This window comes from Bradyrhizobium zhengyangense (genome assembly GCF_022012555.1).
In the GTDB taxonomy this organism is placed as follows: domain Bacteria; phylum Pseudomonadota; class Alphaproteobacteria; order Rhizobiales; family Xanthobacteraceae; genus Bradyrhizobium; species Bradyrhizobium zhengyangense.
On the sequence record NZ_JAKLTZ010000002.1, the window covers coordinates 83,173 to 99,929 of the forward strand.

Annotated in this window: 14 protein-coding genes; 5 read left to right on the plus strand and 9 right to left on the minus strand. The window is 65.0% G+C overall.

The genetic code is table 11. The features are described 5' to 3' along the window. The first annotated feature begins 141 nt into the window (after positions 1–141). The 3 genes from L6639_RS05665 to L6639_RS05675 are packed head-to-tail and all read left to right on the plus strand — an operon-like array spanning position 142 to position 2,711. Positions 142–798, plus strand: coding sequence for an LbetaH domain-containing protein (locus L6639_RS05665; RefSeq protein WP_237859645.1), 657 nt, complete (start codon positions 142–144; stop codon positions 796–798). Beyond that, the gene (locus L6639_RS05670) at positions 795–1,988 is read left to right on the plus strand and encodes an alpha-D-ribose 1-methylphosphonate 5-triphosphate diphosphatase (protein ID WP_237859647.1); all 1,194 of its coding nucleotides are present in this window, start codon (positions 795–797) and stop codon (positions 1,986–1,988) included. The genes L6639_RS05665 and L6639_RS05670 overlap by 4 nt, the downstream gene beginning before the upstream one ends. Before the next feature lie 18 nt (positions 1,989–2,006). Then, complete coding sequence (locus tag L6639_RS05675) at positions 2,007–2,711, plus strand: DUF1045 domain-containing protein (RefSeq protein WP_237859648.1); 705 nt, start codon at positions 2,007–2,009, stop codon at positions 2,709–2,711. 137 nt (positions 2,712–2,848) lie between these two features. Here the strand turns inward: L6639_RS05675 and L6639_RS05680 are convergent, their stop codons facing one another. From L6639_RS05680 to L6639_RS05700, 5 genes are all read right to left on the minus strand, one after another. Next, positions 2,849–3,787, minus strand: coding sequence for a dihydrodipicolinate synthase family protein (locus L6639_RS05680; RefSeq protein WP_237859649.1), 939 nt, complete (start codon positions 3,785–3,787; stop codon positions 2,849–2,851). Positions 3,788–3,900: 113 nt separating this feature from the next. Beyond that, positions 3,901–5,982 (minus strand): methyl-accepting chemotaxis protein, encoded by a 2,082-nt coding sequence (locus L6639_RS05685; protein WP_237859650.1) that lies wholly within the window; start codon positions 5,980–5,982, stop codon positions 3,901–3,903. 124 nt (positions 5,983–6,106) lie between these two features. Beyond that, positions 6,107–6,877 carry an enoyl-CoA hydratase gene (locus L6639_RS05690; RefSeq protein WP_237859651.1) on the minus strand — a complete coding sequence of 257 codons (771 nt, stop codon included), beginning with the start codon at positions 6,875–6,877 and terminating at the stop codon, positions 6,107–6,109. A 12-nt stretch (positions 6,878–6,889) separates the two neighbouring features. Continuing rightward, the gene (locus tag L6639_RS05695; protein ID WP_237859653.1) at positions 6,890–7,363 is read right to left on the minus strand and encodes a MarR family winged helix-turn-helix transcriptional regulator; all 474 of its coding nucleotides are present in this window, start codon (positions 7,361–7,363) and stop codon (positions 6,890–6,892) included. A gap of 47 nt (positions 7,364–7,410) precedes the next feature. Continuing rightward, complete coding sequence (locus L6639_RS05700) at positions 7,411–8,019, minus strand: TetR/AcrR family transcriptional regulator (protein ID WP_237859655.1); 609 nt, start codon at positions 8,017–8,019, stop codon at positions 7,411–7,413. Positions 8,020–8,160: 141 nt separating this feature from the next. On the opposite strand from L6639_RS05700, the gene L6639_RS05705 reads away from it, so the two are divergent. Further along, complete coding sequence (locus L6639_RS05705) at positions 8,161–9,423, plus strand: HlyD family secretion protein (protein ID WP_237859657.1); 1,263 nt, start codon at positions 8,161–8,163, stop codon at positions 9,421–9,423. Next, positions 9,365–10,990 carry an MDR family MFS transporter gene (locus L6639_RS05710; RefSeq protein WP_276575747.1) on the plus strand — a complete coding sequence of 542 codons (1,626 nt, stop codon included), beginning with the start codon at positions 9,365–9,367 and terminating at the stop codon, positions 10,988–10,990. The genes L6639_RS05705 and L6639_RS05710 overlap by 59 nt, the downstream gene beginning before the upstream one ends. 115 nt (positions 10,991–11,105) lie before the next feature. Here the strand turns inward: L6639_RS05710 and L6639_RS05715 are convergent, their stop codons facing one another. The 4 genes from L6639_RS05715 to serA all read right to left on the minus strand — a co-directional run bounded on the left by L6639_RS05715 (position 11,106) and on the right by serA (position 16,679). Continuing rightward, entirely contained in the window at positions 11,106–12,767 is a 1,662-nt protein-coding gene (locus L6639_RS05715) for a tannase/feruloyl esterase family alpha/beta hydrolase (RefSeq protein ID WP_237859660.1), read from the minus strand. Between the two features lie 79 nt (positions 12,768–12,846). Beyond that, on the minus strand, positions 12,847–14,301 hold the full coding sequence (locus L6639_RS05720; protein WP_237859662.1) for a GntP family permease: 1,455 nt from the start codon (positions 14,299–14,301) through the stop codon (positions 12,847–12,849). 3 nt (positions 14,302–14,304) lie between these two features. Continuing rightward, a complete protein-coding gene (locus L6639_RS05725; RefSeq protein ID WP_237859664.1) occupies positions 14,305–15,324 on the minus strand; it encodes a patatin-like phospholipase family protein in 1,020 nt (339 codons plus the stop codon). Positions 15,325–15,434: 110 nt separating this feature from the next. Further along, positions 15,435–16,679 (minus strand): phosphoglycerate dehydrogenase, encoded by a 1,245-nt coding sequence (gene serA, locus L6639_RS05730; RefSeq protein ID WP_237859667.1) that lies wholly within the window; start codon positions 16,677–16,679, stop codon positions 15,435–15,437. Positions 16,680–16,757: the final 78 nt, after the last annotated feature.

Here is a 16,757-nt window from a genome sequence, read left to right on the forward strand (position 1 = left end):
CCTCGGCGGTTGACACTTGTGTGACATGCACAATGCGGTGCGGCGATCCTACACACTTCATCCCCTGTCATCGCATCGTCATGATGATGTCATCAAGCCACTCGAAGACGAGCGCCCCGCCCTCGAACGTCCGGATGCAACATGGCCAAGGTGCTATCGGTCGAGCCGACCATCGATCCTTCGGCGAAGCTGCACGTGGTCAGGCTCGGCGCCTATACCGAGGTCGGAGCGCGCACCATCCTTCACGAGGTGGTGATGGGGGATTACTCCTACGTCGTCAACGACGCGCAGATCACCTACACCACCATCGGAAAGTTCTGCTCGATCGCGGCGATGACGCGCATCAATCCCGGCAACCACCCGATGCACCGCGCCACGCAGGCACATTTCACCTACCGCTCCAGTGCCTATTTTCCGGGCGAGAGCGACGACCACGAGTTCTTCGACTGGCGGCGCCAGCATCACGTTCACATCGGCCACGACGTCTGGATCGGCCATGGGGCGGTGGTGCTGCCGGGCCGCAACATCGGCACCGGCGCGGTCATCGCGGCCGGTGCCATCGTCACCAAGGACGTGCCGGCCTATACCATTGTCGCCGGCAATCCGGCGCGCATCTTGCGGCGACGGTTCTCGGAGGAGGTTGCCGGACGGCTCGCCAAGCTGGCATGGTGGGATTGGGATCACGACAAATTGCGTGACGCGCTGCCCAATTTCCGCAAGCTCGCAATTGAAGATTTCCTGTCGGCATACGAAGCAGAAGCAAGTTCCTCTTCCAGCAAACGAAGCGCGGTCGCGTGACAGACATTTTCATCGAGGGTGGCCGGACCCTGATTGGCTCCGAGCTTGCCGAAACATCGCTCACCACATTCGGAACCGATATTGCGCAGATCGATGCACCTCGCGGCCGCGCGCTCATGGCGATCGACGCGCGCAATTTGCTGGTGCTGCCCGGCATCGTCGACCTGCATGGCGATGCCTTCGAGCGGCAGATGATGCCGCGCGCCGGCGTCGATTTCCCGATCGACGTCGCGCTAGCCGATACCGACCGCCAGGTCATCGGCAACGGCATCACCACAGTCTTCCATGCCACCACCTGGTCGTGGGAGCCGGGCCTGCGCAGCGGCGACAATGCCAGGCGCCTACTCGAGGCGATCGAGCGGCAGCGTCCTCACTTCGCCGCCGACACCCGTTTCCATCTGCGGCACGAGACCTACAATCTCGATGCGGAGGCCGAGATAAGACAGTGGCTGGCCGAGGGCCGCGTCGACCTGTTCGCCTTCAACGACCACATGGACGGGGTCGTTGCCGACATCTCGAATCCACGCAAGCGCAACCGCATGGTGGAGCGCACTGGCCTGTCGAGCGAGGATTTCGACCAGCTCGTCGCGCATATCGTCTCGCGCGCGGCCGATGTTCCGGCCTCGATCACCCGGCTCGCAGCAGCGGCGCGCGCGGCTGAGGTGCGGATGCTCTCGCATGACGATCAGACGCCGGAGATGCGCCGGAATTTTCGCGACATGGGCGTGAGGCTCGCCGAGTTTCCGGTCAACGAGGAGACGGCGCGCGAGGCCGCTTGTCATGGCGATGCCATCGTCTACGGCGCACCGAACGTCGTGCGCGGCGGCAGCCACACCGGCTGGACCAAGGCGTCCGACATGGTCGCCAAGGGACTCTGCACAGTGCTGGCCTCGGACTATTATTATCCGGCGCCGTTGCTCGCCGCATTCCGGCTTGCCGCCGACGGCGTGCTACCGCTTAACGAAGCCTGGAAGCTGATCTCGTCGGCGCCAGCAGAGGCCACCGGCCTGACCGATCGCGGCACGCTCGCTGCCGGCCGTCGCGCCGACATCCTGCTCGTCGACGACAGCACGCCGATGCGTCCGCGGCTGGTCGCGGTCATCGCGGCCGGCAAACTCGTCCATCTCACCGATGCGGCGCGGCTGGCTGGCATGGCGGCAACATCGCGCGAGACTGTCGTTGCGGCATAAATTGGCTATGCTTTGCGGATGACAGGCTTCCCCCGCTACGCGATCTATTTTGCCGCCGGCGCCGACAACGCGCTCTCGCGCTTCGGCGCCGAGCTGCTGGGCTATGATGCCTACACGGGTGACGAAGTGCCCTTTCCCGGCGACGCCCTGCGCGTCGCCGCCGACTGGCACGACGTCACCGCCGATCCCCGCAAATACGGTTTTCACGGCACGCTGAAGGCGCCGATGGCGCTGGCCTCAGGCAAGACCGAGGCCGAACTCGTGGCGGCCTGTGCGACATTCGCCGGCAAGGCGCGCCCGATCCCGGTGATCCGCCCAATCGTCGATTCCATCAGCGGCTTCATTGCCGTCATTCCGGCCGAGCCGGGCGACGCGCTTCAACAGCTCGCCGCCGATTGCACCCGCGATTTTGATTGCTTCCGCCCTATCCTCACGGCGGAAGACCGCGCGCGTCGCCGACCCGAAAAGCTCAGCGAGCGGCAGCGTGAGCATCTTGACCGCTGGGGCTACCCTTACGTGATGGAAGAATTCCGCTTCCACATGACCCTGACCGGACGGCTCGATGCGGAGCGCCGCGGCCCGATCCTGGAGATGCTGCGAGCGAGATTTGCGGGGCTTGGTCTCGATACGCTGGAGATCGATCGCATTGCGCTGTTCAAGCAGGATGATGCGAAGGCGTGCTTCCGCATCATCAGCGAGTGGACGCTGGCACCGGTCTCGTAGGGCGGGCAAAGGCGCAAAGCGCTGTACCCACGTTCTTTTTTCAAAAATACGCAGGTCGTGGGCACGCTTCCGCTCCGCTTTTCGAGCTACGGCGGACAAGCCGCTTTGCCCACCCTACAAGGGCTGAGCGCGTGGCTCTACTTCCCCCACCGCAGCGCCAGCGCGTCGCGCTCCTTGGCGAGCTCCAGCAATCCCGCCCTCGTCGCCGGATGCAGCGGTTGCAGCGGATGGCGGACCATATCCGACTTGATCACGCCCCCAGCCTGCATCATCGCTTTGCAAGCGATCAGGCCGCATTGGCGGTTCTCGTAGTTGATCAGCGGCAGCCAGCGTTCATAGGCGGCCTTCGCCTTCTCTCGATCGCCCGCGAAATAAGGATCGATGATCTGCCTGATACCGTCGGGATAGCCGCCGCCGGTCATCGCACCGGTCGCGCCCGCGTCGAGATCGGCCATCAGCGTGATCGCTTCCTCGCCATCCCAGGGGCCCTCGATCTCCTTGCCGCCCACCTCGATCAGGCTGCGGAGCTTCGCGGCCGCGCCGGGCACTTCGATCTTGAAATAGCGGATGTTGGAGAATTCGCGCGCCAGCCGCGCCAGCAGCTCGACCGACAGCGGCGTGCCCGCAACCGGCGCATCCTGGATCATGATCGGGATGTCGATCGCGCCCGAGAGCACCTTGAAGAATTCGACGATGCCCTTCTCCGGCACGCGGAAGGTGGCGCCGTGATAGGGCGGCATCACCATCACCATGGCGGCACCGGCGGCCTCCGCCTGCTTGCTGCGCGCCGCGCACACCGCCGAGCTGAAATGAGTGGTGGTGACGATGACGGGCACGCGGCCGGCGACTTGCTCCAGCACCGCATGCATGACGCTCTCGCGCTCGGCATCGGTCAGCACGAACTGCTCGGAGAAATTGGCAAGGATGCAGATGCCATGCGAGCCGGCATCGATCATGAAGTCGATGCAGCGGCGCTGGCCCTCGAGATCGAGCTCGCCGCGCTCGTCGAAGATGGTGGGTGCGACCGGAAACACGCCGCGATAGGGGCGCTGGGCCTTATGTGGGGTGACCGGCATCGAAATTATCTCCCTGTAGTCCCGTCCGTTAGAGCTTGGTACCGCTACCATTTACAGGTCGCAGGCAGGCGCGGCAATGCCGAACCGCGTTCCGTTGAGCCGGGAATGAGGCCTTAAGCGGACTTTACGGCGCCGAGGAAGCCTTCCACCGCGACGCGCAGGCGGTCGGCGTCGGCCGACATCTTGGTCACGGACTGGAACAGCACCGTGCCGGCATTGCCCGTCTCCTGGTTGAGCTGGGCCACGCTGCCGATGGTGTCGGTGACCTCGCGGGTGCCCTGGGCGGCATGCTGGAAGTTGCGCGAGATCTCCGTGGTAGCCGCGCGCTGCTGTTCGACCGCGGCGGCAATGGCCGTCATCTTCTCGTCGATGCCGCTGATGGCGCCCCCGATCGAACGGATGGCGGCGACGGCCTGGCCGGTCGCGCCCTGAATCTCCTCGACCTGGCGCGAGATTTCTTCCGTCGCGGTCGCGGTCTGCGACGCTAGGCTCTTGACCTCGCCGGCAACCACAGCAAAGCCGCGGCCGGCTTCGCCGGCGCGGGCCGCCTCGATGGTGGCGTTCAAGGCGAGCAGATTGGTCTGGCCGGCAATGGCGTGGATCATCTTCACGACTTCGCTGATACGGCCGGCGGTCTGGTCGAGGATTTCGACCGTCGCGTTGGTCTGCTCGACCTGCGACACCGCTTCGCGCGCATCGCGTGCGCTGGACTGCACCTGCGCGGAGATTTCGCCGACGGAGGCCGAGAGCTCCTCGGTCGCGGCCGCGATGCTTTCAAGATTGTTGGTGGCCTGCTCGGCGGCGGAGGAGACCGCGGCCGTCTGGCTGCTCGATTCCGACACCAGCGTGCGCACGTCGGTCGCCGTGGCATCGAGTTCCTTGGCCGATGCCGCGACGCTCTGGATCACCGCCTGCACGGTGTCGTCGAAGCTCCGGCACGCCTCGTCGACGGTGCCAGAGCGGGCCAGCTGCAGCGCCTGCTGCGATTCGCGTTCCTGGCCGAGACGTTCCGCGGTGGCCGCGCTCTCGCGCAGGCTTTCAAGCGCGGCGGCCATGGTGCCGAACTCGTCGGGATAGCGGGATTGCGGAACCGGCGTCGCGTAGTCGCGTGCGCTGATCCGGGCGATCGCGTCGAGAATGGCGCGGACCGGACGCATCAGGCGATTGCGCACGACATAGACGCCGGCCAGCGTCACGGCGAGCGCCGCCAGGAACGCCAGCGACTGCACGATGAGATTGGTCAGCGCCTTGGCCTGAACGGTCTCGGCTCGCGCGATCGACTGGTCGAGCGCCTTGGTCGCGACACCGACAATGAGCGGGAACGGCGACTGGCACAGCGCATTCCAATCCGCCGCCGCCATCGCCGGCTTGCCGCTGCCGTCAAAGTTCTTGGTGAGATCGCCGATCTGCTTGAGAACGCCGTCGGTTTTGGCCTTCGCCTCCTTGGCCGAAGTGGCCAGTTCCGCGGTCACATCTGGCGCGGCCAGCAACTCGGTCATGCCGGCCCAGCCGGAGGCGATGGTGCCGTCCCATTGCGCCAGCGAGCGCTTCTGGGTGTCGTCAAGCGGCTTGCTGCTGTTGACGTTCGAACGCAGCACCGAGCAATGGATGCCATAGCGGTCGCGCACCTGCCAGGCGAGGCGGCGGACCTGGATCATGCGGGCGATGAAGGGATCGTTCATCCAGGCCCGGTTCGACACTGCGGTCGAGGCGAGATTTGCGGTGTCGATCACCTTGGTGACGGCATCGTACCAGGAGTTGGTCCGCTCGATCTTGCGCTCGGCGCGCGGACGCTTGGCTTCATCATAGAACAGCTGGAATTGCGGCGCGGCCTCACCCCAGCCCTGCTTCAGCTTGCTTGCCAGTTCATCGCGGCGGGCAAAATCGATCGTGGCGAGGGCGGCGCTGATGCCCTCATAGCCGCCCTGCTCCGCCTTCTCTGCCTCGGCGAGCTTTGCGCGCGGATCGTCGTCGCCGAGGATCGCGCTCTGGGCATCGCCGCGATTGTTGCGCAGGGACAGCACGCCGTGGAAGATCGCCTTGTCGGCGGCGGCGAGCCGCGCCGTCTCGAGACTGTCGTTGTAGCGGCCGAAGGCCCCGACCATCTGGATCGCCGTAGAGGCGAGCGCGCCGGCCGCCAGCAGGGCCATCAAGGTCAGGAGGAGCGAGCTTACCGATTTCTTAAACATTGCCATGGGTCACAAGGGGCCTACTTCCAGGAGAGGCCACCTTGCATCGCGACATGCCAATGTTCCGTTAAGGGTTTAGTCAAATGCAGGTCGTTCGCGATTTGCCAAACCTTTTGTCAGGTCCGCATCGTCAAGAAACCTTCGTGAAATCAGGCGGACGCCGCTCGGCGAACGCCGTAAACGCCTCGCGCGCCTCGGCCGTGCGCAGACGCTTCGCGAACTGCTCGCCCTCGGCCTGCATTTGCGCCACCAGCGCCTCGCCGTTGCGCATCAGCTTCTTGGTCGCGATGAGCGCGCCGGCCGGCTGCCGGGCCAGACGCTGGGCGAGCGCAAGCGCCTCGGTATCGAGCTTGTCGAGCGGCACCACGCGGTTGACGAGGCCCCATTCCAGCGCGGACTTGGCCGGCACGGTCTCGCCAAGTGCAAACATCTCATAGGCGCGGGCATAGCCGATCCGCGCCGGCATCAGGAGGCTGGAGGCGGCTTCCGGCACCAGCGCCAAGCTGACGAAGGGCGTCGACAACTGCGTATTCTCGGCAAGCACGACCAGATCGCAATGCAGGAGCATCGTGGTGCCGACGCCGACGGCACGGCCCTGCACGGCGGCAACAAGGGGCCGCGTGCAACGCGCCAGCGACTGGATGAAGCGTCCGACATTGCGGCTGCCTTCGGACTTGCCTGACGCGACGGCGGCGAATTCGCCGACGTCGTTGCCCGCGGTGAACATGTCGCCCTCGCCGCGGATCAGCAACACGCGCACGGACGGGTCGGACTCGGCGGCTTCGATGGCGTCGGCAAGCTTGCCGTACATCGCATCCGTCAACGCGTTCTTCTTGTCGGAGCGCGCCAAAGTGAGCGTGAGAATTCCGTTGTTGTTTTCAACTCGCACATGCTCGGTCATGAGTATCTCCTCTTATTCATCTGGGTCTCTTGTCACGTCTCTTATGGAGTCTCTTGGAAACTTGTCCTGAATGCTGGTCAGCCAACGCGCGACGACATCGATCTCGGCGCTGGTAAATCCTTCCGTCAGCGCGGCATTGATCGCGGCCGTATCGGCTTTCGCCTGCGCCAGTACATGGCGCCCTTTCGGCGTCAGCCACACGCGCCAGGCGCGGCCGTCGTCGTGATCAGCGCGCCGCTCAACCAGCTTTGCCGCGGCGCTGCGATCGACCAGGCCCGAAATGCCGGCCGGGCCGAGATCAAGCGCCGCACCCGCCTCGCCCATCAGGACGCCGTCCTGCTTGCCGAGGATGAACAACAGCCCTGCCTGCGCCGGCGTCACCTCGTTTTGCGGCTGCGCCGCCATCCAGCGCTGCAATCGCCGTTGCGCGACGCTCAGGAGGTAGATCAGCCGGTGATGCCTGGCCTCAGGCAATTTCTTTCGCATGCGAAACATATATTGGGACGACGGCCTGTTGTCAAAGCCTGTCGTCGCTAGCGCGACGCCCCGCGGCAGCCGTCGAGAAGAGTTGCGGCGCATACCCGTGCCCGCTTCTCGATTTCCTTGCGCGAGGGCAGCGTCAGGCAGGCGTAGATCGCCGCGCGCTGCGGCGCCGACACCATCATGCCGATCATCATGCCGGCGGCTTCATCGACATTATCAAGCGCGAGGCGCTTCTTCTTGACTTGATCGCGCAGCCAACCCGCCAGCGCCGCCGCGGTACGCGCGATGCCATCCCGGTAAAAATTCGCAGCAAGGTCGGGGAACGTCGCCGATTGCTGCAGCACCATGCGCTGCAGCGACACGACCTCCGGATCGAGTGCGAGATCGGCACAGGCGACCAGCACGGCAGCCAGGCTGGTTTCGATGTCGGCCTGGTTGTTGGCCTGGAGATTGACGTCGGAGAGCAACCGCTCGAGCCTGTCAGCGCACATGGCTTCGAACAGCGCCGCCTTGCCGGGAAACAGCCGGTAGAGAGTCTTGGTGGAGATGCCGGCGCCGCGCGCCAGCTCTTCGGTGCTGGTTGCTGCGTAGCCGTCGACCGCGAAGGCGTGCCGCGCGGCCTCGATGACGATCCGCTTCGTCTCTTCGTCGCTGCGCACCGGCGGCCGCCCGCGCGGACGACACTCTGATGACGGTTTTGCCTGAGCCATGTTTTTAAATGATGCCTGTCATTCGATTGACAGTCCCAACGCTAATCCTATTTTGGAAATCGTCAAGTTTCCTAATTCAGGGAGGCGGCGATGACCGTCCATACCAACCCGACCAAGTCCGATGCCGCCGTGGTTCCAACACCTGCACCAGAAGGTGTTTTGCCTGTCACGCAGAAACCCGCGCCCCGCCAAAAGCTGAGCTTTCGTAAGCTGTTGCTTGCGGGAGTGGCGCTCGCCGCCCTCACCGGTGCCAGCTGGTATGGCTACGATTACTGGACCATCGGCCGCTTCCTCGTCTCCACCGATGACGCCTATGTGAAGGCCGACAACACCACCATCGCGCCGAAGGTCAGCGGCTATCTCGACCGCGTTCTGGTCGGCGATAACGAGCATGTGAAGGCCGGCCAGGTGCTGGCGCGGATCGACGACCGCGACTTCCGCGTCGCGCTCGACCAGGCCAAGGCCGACGTCGCCGCAGCGAATGCGACGATCGCCAGCAAGCAGGCGCAGCTCGACGTTCAGGATGCGGTGATCGCCGCAGCCAGGGCGACCATCGATGTCGACACCGCCGCAAAGACTTTTGCGCAGCAGGAGAACAAGCGTTACACCGATCTCGCCGCGACTGGTTATGGCAGCGTGCAGAATGCGCAGCAGGCGCAATCACGCAACGCCGGCGCCGAAGCTGCGATCCAGCGCGACACCGCCAACCTCGCCTCGGCGCTGAAGCAGGTCGAGCTGCTGAAGGCCGAGATCGCGCAGGCCAACGCCGCGGCCGCCCGCGCCGCCGCGCTTCAGCATCAAGCCGAACTCAATCTCGGCTACACCACGATCGTCGCGCCGATCGACGGCGTCATCGGCAACCGCACGCTCCGTGTCGGCCAGCTCGTGCAGGCCGGTACGCAGCTGATGTCGATCGTGCCCGCCGAGGGCGCCTATGTCGTTGCCAATTTCAAGGAGACCCAGCTCACCCATGTCCACGCCGGACAAGAGGTCGAGATCGAGGTCGATACGTTCCCGGGCCAGGTGGTGCACGGTCATGTCGATTCCATCGCGCCGGCCAGCGGCCAGGAGTTCGCCCTGCTGCCGCCCGACAACGCCACCGGCAACTTCACCAAGATCGTGCAGCGCATTCCCGTGAAGATCGCGCTGGACGCCGAGACCGCGCCTGCGATCGAGCTGCGGCCCGGCATGTCCGTCATCCCGACGATCGCAACCCGTTCAGCGCCGACCGCGCAAGCGGCAACGACGCCCTCAACGAAGCCCAAAGCCAAGCTTGTTTCCGGAGGGTCGTGCCATGTCAAACAGCCTCTCAATCTCGACGCCAGCACCAGCCATATCGGCCGCGACGCCTAATCGCGCCGCCGCCGATCCTAACAGAGCAAGTGCTACGGTCTGGATCGCCGTCTTCGCCGCGATGATCGGCGCCTTCATGGCGATCCTGAACATCCAGATCACCAATGCCTCGCTGCTCAACATCGAGGGCGGCATCGGCACCGGTGTCGACAACGGATCCTGGATCTCGACGTCGTATCTGATCGGCGAGATCATCGTGATCCCGCTGACCGACTATCTGTCGCGGGTGTTCTCGTTCCGCAACATCATGCTGAGCTTTGCCTCGCTGTTTGCGGCGTTTTCCGTTGCCTGTGCCTTCACGCACGACCTTCCCTCGATGATCGCGATGCGCGGCTTCCAGGGCTTCTTCGGCGGCGTGCTGATCCCGATGGCCTTCACGCTCGTCTTCACCAAGCTGCCGAAGGGTCAGCAGCCGATCGGCCTCGCCATGTTCTCGCTGGCCGTAACGTTCGCGCCCGCGATCGGTCCGACCATCGGCGGCTATCTGACCGAGAATTACGGCTGGCAGACCATCTTTTTCGTCAACCTGCTGCCGACTGCGGTCATGGTGAGCATTCTGTTCCTCACCCTGGAACGTGCTCCCCTGAATCTCGGATTGCTGCGTGAAGGCGACTGGTTTGGCATCGCCACGATGGCAGTTGGCCTGGCCTCGCTGCAGGCCGTGCTCGAGGAAGGTAACAAGAACGACTGGTTCGGCTCACCCTTCATCGTGCGGCTTGCAATCATCGCCGCGATCAGCCTGTCGCTGTTCATCACCATCGAGCTCGTGGTCGAGAAGCCGCTGCTCCGCCTCCGCCTGCTGACACAGTGGAATTTCGGCGTCGGCACTATCGCTGCGGTGTTCCTCGGCTTCGCGCTGTTCGGCTCGGTCTATCTGCTGCCGGCCTATCTCGGCCAGGTGCAGGGCTACAATGCCGAGCAGATCGGCAATGTGCTGGCCTGGACGGGCCTGCCGCAGCTGCTGTTGATCCCGCTGGTGCCGAAGCTGATGCAGCGTTTCGACACCCGCTACATCGCTGCCGTCGGCCTGCTGCTGTTCGCCGCCAGCTCGTTCATGAACATCATGATGTCGGTCGACTATTCCGGCGATCAGTTCTTCATTCCGAATGTCGTCCGCGCCGTCGGCCAGGCCCTGACGCTGGCGCCGCTGTCGGCGCTCAGCCTCGGCAGCGTCGCGCCGCAGGATGCGCCTGCGGCCTCCGGTATCTCCAACATGATGCGCAACCTCGGCGGCGCCATCGGCACTGCGGTGCTCGCGACCATCGTCACCAAGCGCGAGCAATTCCACTCCAACATCATCGGCCATTCCGTGACGCTCGGCCGCGAAGAGGTCCGCACCCGCATCGCGCAGATGACGGATTACTTCATCGCCCACGGCGTGCCCGACCCCAACGCCGCCCGCGAGCAGGCCATCATCGCACTCGGTAAGACAGTGAAGCGCCAGGCGCTGGTGATGGGCTTCTCCGACACCTTTGCCGTGATCGGCGTCGTGCTGGTGCTGGCTGTGATCGCGGTGCTACTGACGCGGCGGGTGAAGGCGGCGGGCGGAGGGGGTGGGGCACACTAGCAAGAGATGGTCGTGCCCGGGCTTGTCCCGGGCATCCACATTCTCAGTGCTGCGTGGCAAAGCGTGGATGGCCGGGGACATGCCCGGCCACGACGCTGTGGAGATTGTCGGCGCCCTACGGCGCGCAGGTGAAGCTCGCAGCCGCGGTCACAGGGCCCGACTTGTAATGCGGCCAGGCCGGCCAGCGGCACAGCGGCATCGCGCGCGTAACCGCAAATGACGGCGCTTCGACTTTCTGCTCGGTGACCTCCAGATCGCCCGGCGCCGTGCCCTTCTCGACCCAATCGACCAGCGCGGTCAGCATGTCGACATTGGCCGGCGCGCCGGAGCCGACATGATCGACACCGGGCGCGGTGTAGAGTCGGGCAAATTCCGCGGTCTCAGCCTTGCCGAGCTTGCGCTCGACGCTCTCGAAATAGCGGATGCCGGCATAGGGGCTCTGCGCGTAGTCGGCCAAGTGCTCGAGCATGATCAGCCGGCCGCCGCGAGCGCGGAAGCGGCTGAGATCGGGATCGGTCGAATCCATCAGGCTGGAGACTTCCAGCAGCCGCGCCTTGTGGTCCTCGACCTTGTAGGTGGTGACGTCGAGCTTCGGATCGCGCGCGAACACATATTGAATGCCGCCGGCGCCGTAAATCCAGGCGATGCCGTTGTTCGGCGCAGGCGGCTGCGCCGGCGGTGCGGTGCCGAGCCACCACGCCATCCAGCCGCCGGTCGGCCCGATCGCCGGTGTATCCTCGCCCGACACGCCCCAGCCGGGATAGTCGTCGAGGCCGTTGGCCAGCGTGAACGGGAATTTGTAAGTCGCGTGCAGCGTATCGATTGCCTTGATCTGGGCGTCGGTGAGACATTGATCGCCGCTCTTGCCCTCGGTGCAACGTAGCGTCTCGACCTTGAACGCCGTCTTGCAGCCGACAGGATCCTGCACGAGCGCGTCGTCGGAACCATCGGCCTTGTCGCAAGCGGCCCGCACGGCGTCACCGACCAGCTTCACCTGCGCCGGATTGATCCAGCCCCCGCCCATGGTGACGAGGCCGGAGCGGGTGCCCGCATGCTGCAAGCCGACCCAGTTGATGACGGGCACGCGTGCGAAAATGCCGTCGAAATCATCGGGGTAGCGCTGCGCCATGGTGAGCGCTTCGCGCCCGCCTTCGGACGAGCCCATGAAGTACATCTTGTCCGGCTTCTTGCCATAGGCGCGCTGCATCAGCGCCACCGCGGCGTCGCGCACCTTCTTGTAGGCGCGGTGGGCAAAATTCTCGAACGCTTCGTCATTGAGCGCGAACAGCTGCGGCGGCTCGCCGGGCTTGGACTCATGGCCGGAATCGGTGCCGTAGGTGGCGAAGCCACGCGCCAGCGGCGACGGCTTGTCGAAGGGATAGGCCGGCGGCAACCCGAGGCCGGTGATCAGCACGCCGTTGAAGCCGCCGCCGCCATATTGCACCGAGCGCCCGTTCCATTCGACAGGCAGATTGACCTGGAATTTGACCGGGGGCGCCTTGGGATCAACGGACTCGATATGGCCGAGTACCTTGCAGAAGGCAGGATTGGCCGGCGCGATGCGGCCGGCCGGCGTCGGGCCGCGTTCGGCAACGGCCAGTTGCGACGGCGACTGCAGCGCCGCGGAGTCGATCTTGACGGCATCGCCACCGCCGACGAGGCTCTTACAGACGTTGTCTGCATCCTCCGCCAGCGTTACCGCGAATGCGCTGGTCGCACCCAGCGCAGCTGTCGCACCCACGAACATTGCACACAGCTTCGCGCTCTTTCGCGTCATCGTTTCCACCCGGTCTTCTTTGTTTTGTGTCCGACAGTCGGCTGCATTCAACGCAACCTTCGCGACTGCGTCAATCGTCTTAGAACGATCCCAGCACACTGCCCAAGGCGATCACGGCCACCAGTGCGAGCAGCGACGTCACGATGCCGACCATCACGATATCGAAATAGCTGTCGCGATGCGTCAGGCCGCAGATCGCGAGCAAGCTCACCACCGCACCGTTGTGCGGCAGGATATCGAGCGTTCCCGAACCGATCACCGCAACGCGATGCATCAGGGCAAGGTCGATGCCGGTCCGTGCGGCGAGATCGACATAAGTGTCGCCGAGCGCATCGAGAGCAATGGTCAGGCCGCCTGACGCAGAGCCGGTCAGCGCGGCCAGGATGTTGGTCGCGACCGCCAGCGAGACCAGCGGGCCGCCTTCGATCGCGAGCACCCAGTCGCGCACGGTCGTGAATGCCGGCAGTGCGGCAACGACCGCGCCGAACCCGACCAGACTCGCGACGCTGAAGGCGGGCAGCACCGAGGCGTTGGCTCCGGCGTCCATGGTCTGCCGCAACGCCGGCAGACGGGACCAGTTCAGCACGATGGTCGTGACGATGGCGGCGGTCAGCGCCACCGCGACCGACCACACGCCCGCAACGGCAGCGAGCGACGTCCCGCCAAAACGCTGCTCGGCAAGGTAGCTGACATCGAGCCGAGGCAGGACCACGAGCGACATCAGGAGATTGACGGCCACGACGACGATCAACGGCAGGACAGCATTCAGAACCGGCGACGCTTGGTCGCTGCGATGGCCATGTTGCAGCTCCGCTGGATCAAACTCCCGCGCCGTGGTCGCACGTTCGCGCACGAGCTCGTCGGACGCAGCGCGCTCGGTCACATCCTCGACTTCGTCACCATAGCCCTCCCCAGCGCGCCGCGCCTTGGCTTCCGCGCGATGCAGCCACCACAAGCCTGTGCCGAGCATGATCAGGGAAGCGACAATCCCGAGGCCCGGTGCGGCAAAGGGCGTCGTGCCGAAGAACGGCATCGGGATCGCATTCTGGATCGACGGCGTGCCGGGCAAGGCCGACATGGTGAAGGTCGACGTCCCCAGCACGATTGCAGCCGGAATCAGACGCCGCGGAATTTCAGCCGCACGAAACAGCGAGCGGGCCATCGGCACGATGACGAAGAACGCGACGAACAGGCTCACGCCACCGTAAGTCACCGCGGCGCCGGCCAACACGACCGCAAGGATTACGCGGCGCTCGCCGAGACGCTTCGCCATGAACGCGGCAACGGACGTTACCGCGCCGCTGTCATCCATCAGCTTGCCGAACACGGCGCCCAGCAGGAAGATCGGAAAGAACTGCGCCAGAAATGCCGCTGCATTCGTCATGAAGACCTGGGTGAGGTTCGCCAGCAACGGCTCGCCGCCAAACAACGCGGCCACCAACGCAGCGAACGGTGCGAGCAAAAGCACGCTCCAGCCGCGAAACGCGAACAGCACCAGCAGGCCGAGCCCGACGAGCAGGCCGAGGAGACCCATGCCTCAACACTCCGCCAGGAGAACGTCAAGATCGGCGGTCGATTGCCGGCCGACATCGGCGCCGTGCTCGCGGAGAAACGCATCCGCGGCCAGGCGACCCTCGGCTCGGAGCATCGAGACGAACTCCCATTCTGCATTGAGCTTCGACGAGGCGCCAAACTTCGCCAGCATGTCGCTCTTGACCCGGTGCGTCCGCATCTTCGCCCAGCGCGAACCCTCGCCGCTGCCGGGATCGGCCGCTTGGCGTAGCAGCGCGATCATGCGCAGCTCCTTCATCAGCGGCGAGTTGAAGGAGATTTCGTTGACGCGATTGAGGATCTCCGCCGCGGTGCGTGGCTCCTCCAGCCGTTCGGTCGGATTGATCTGGACGAGTATGGTGTCGTGCGCATCACTCTCGCGGACCAGCGGCGTGATGGTGGGGTTGCCGGCGAAGCCGCCGTCCCAGTAAGGCTCGCCGTCGATCTCGATCGCGCGAAACATGGTAGGCAGGCAGGCCGATGCGAGCAGCACGTCTGCCGTGATCTCGGCGTTGCGAAAGATTCGTCCGCGCCCGGTGCGCACCCGCGTCGCCGTGATGAAGAGCTGGATCGGCGAGCGCGCCAGCCGTTTGAAATCGATACTCTCGGCCAGCACTGCGCGCAGCGGATTGTAACCGGTCGGATTGAGATCGTAGGGCGACAGCACCCGCGACATCAGGTCGGTGAAGATGTAGAAGGGCGAGGTATCGAGCGTCCAGCGTCCCATCAGCCTGTCGAACGGTGAGCGCTGCAATGGGCTGAAGGCAGCAGCCTTCGAGACACGGCGCCAATATCGTTCCAGCGCCTCGCGCGCGCCCTCTGCTCCACCAGCCGTCCATCCATCAGCCAGCACCGCCGCATTCATTGCGCCAGCCGATGTGCCGGAGATCGCGGCGATGGTGAGCCACTTCTCCTCCAGCAGGCGGTCGAGCACGCCCCAGGAGAAAGCGCCGTGCGAGCCGCCGCCTTGAAGTGCGAGATCGATCAGTACGGCGTCGCGTTCCATGGCGGACACTCACGCAACTGAGGCTCAAATTCGACGTGATTGGAACACGTCGAAGACGATACAGTTTAGAGAGTTTAAGCCGGACAATGCAACCGGAACGTGACGGCGCGCTAGTGCTCGAACACCAGCCGCGCGCCAACCGTGCCTTCGAGTGCACGAATCTGCGCCAGCAGCGCGCCTGAGTCCTGGCCACCGAGGTCGGCATCGAGCACGACGTAGCCGAGGTCGCCGGCGGTCTCCAGATATTGCGCGGCAATGTTGATGTCGCGCTGGAGGAAAACCTCGTTCAGCCGGCGCAGCATGCCCGGCACGTTGCGATGGACATGGCTGAAACGGGCGCCGGACGGGCGCAGATGCAGCTGCACCTCCGGGAAATTCACCGCGCCCATGGTCGAGCCGGTGATGAAAAAGTCGACCAGCTTGCGCGCGACCTCGCCGCCGATGCGCTCCTGCGCCTCCTCGGTCGAGCCTCCGATATGCGGAGTGAGGATGACGTTATTGAGGCCCTGCACCGGGCTCTTGAAGCGCTCCGAGTTCGACGACGGCTCGACCGGGAACACATCGATGGCCGCGCCCGCAATGTGGCCATCGCGCAAGGCGCCCGCGAGCGCGTCGAGATCGACCACCGTGCCGCGGCTGTTGTTGATCAGGAACGAGCCCGGCTTCATCGCCCGCAGCTCCTTCTCGCCGATCATGCCCGCGGTCTCCGGCGTCTCCGGCACGTGCAGGCTGACCACGTCGCTCTGCGCCAGCAGCTCTTCCAGCTTCTCCACCGGCTCGGTGTTGCCGTGGCGAAGCTTGTCGGTGCGGTCGTAATAGATCACCCGCATGCCCATGGCTTCGGCGAGCGTCGAGAGCTGCGAGCCGATATTGCCATAGCCGATGATGCCGAGCGTGCGGCCGCGGACTTCGCGGCTACCGGCCGCGGACTTGTCCCAGCCGCCCTCATGCGCCGACACCGAGCGCGGGAAGATCTGCCGCAGCAGCATCACGATCTCGCCGATCACGAGCTCGGCGACGCTACGCGTGTTGGAGAACGGCGCGTTGAACACGGGAATGCCGCGCTTGCGCGCCGCCAGGAGATCGACCTGGTTGGTGCCGACGCTGAAGCAGCCGACCGCGAGCAGCCCGTCGGCGGCTTCCAGCACCTCGTCGGTGATCTGGGTGCGGGAGCGGATGCCGAGCAGCGACACTCCCTTGAGCGCCTGGCGCAGGGCATCGCCATCCAGCGCCTTGGTCAGACGCTCGACATTGGTGAAGCCTGCGCCCTTGAACAGATCCACGGCGCTATCGTTGACACCTTCAAGCAGCAGCGCCTTCGCGCTCCGCTCAGGGCTTTGGCCTGGGGCTGGCATGGAATCTCCTGAAATGACGGCTTTGCCGCAGCTCTTAGACCGCGGACGAGGCCGAGCACAATAGGGTTTGGATACGGG

Coding starts and splice junctions, on each gene's coding strand:
- L6639_RS05665 (WP_237859645.1), top strand. CDS start 142: ATGGCCAAGGTGCTATCGGTCGAGCCGACCATCGATCCTTCGGCGAAG.
- L6639_RS05675 (WP_237859648.1), top strand. CDS start 2,007: ATGACAGGCTTCCCCCGCTACGCGATCTATTTTGCCGCCGGCGCCGAC.
- L6639_RS05680 (WP_237859649.1), bottom strand. CDS start 3,787: ATGCCGGTCACCCCACATAAGGCCCAGCGCCCCTATCGCGGCGTGTTT.
- L6639_RS05685 (WP_237859650.1), bottom strand. CDS start 5,982: ATGGCAATGTTTAAGAAATCGGTAAGCTCGCTCCTCCTGACCTTGATG.
- L6639_RS05690 (WP_237859651.1), bottom strand. CDS start 6,877: ATGACCGAGCATGTGCGAGTTGAAAACAACAACGGAATTCTCACGCTC.
- L6639_RS05695 (WP_237859653.1), bottom strand. CDS start 7,363: ATGCGAAAGAAATTGCCTGAGGCCAGGCATCACCGGCTGATCTACCTC.
- L6639_RS05705 (WP_237859657.1), top strand. CDS start 8,161: ATGACCGTCCATACCAACCCGACCAAGTCCGATGCCGCCGTGGTTCCA.
- L6639_RS05710 (WP_276575747.1), top strand. CDS start 9,365: ATGTCAAACAGCCTCTCAATCTCGACGCCAGCACCAGCCATATCGGCC.
- L6639_RS05715 (WP_237859660.1), bottom strand. CDS start 12,767: ATGACGCGAAAGAGCGCGAAGCTGTGTGCAATGTTCGTGGGTGCGACA.
- L6639_RS05720 (WP_237859662.1), bottom strand. CDS start 14,301: ATGGGTCTCCTCGGCCTGCTCGTCGGGCTCGGCCTGCTGGTGCTGTTC.
- L6639_RS05725 (WP_237859664.1), bottom strand. CDS start 15,324: ATGGAACGCGACGCCGTACTGATCGATCTCGCACTTCAAGGCGGCGGC.
- serA (WP_237859667.1), bottom strand. CDS start 16,679: ATGCCAGCCCCAGGCCAAAGCCCTGAGCGGAGCGCGAAGGCGCTGCTG.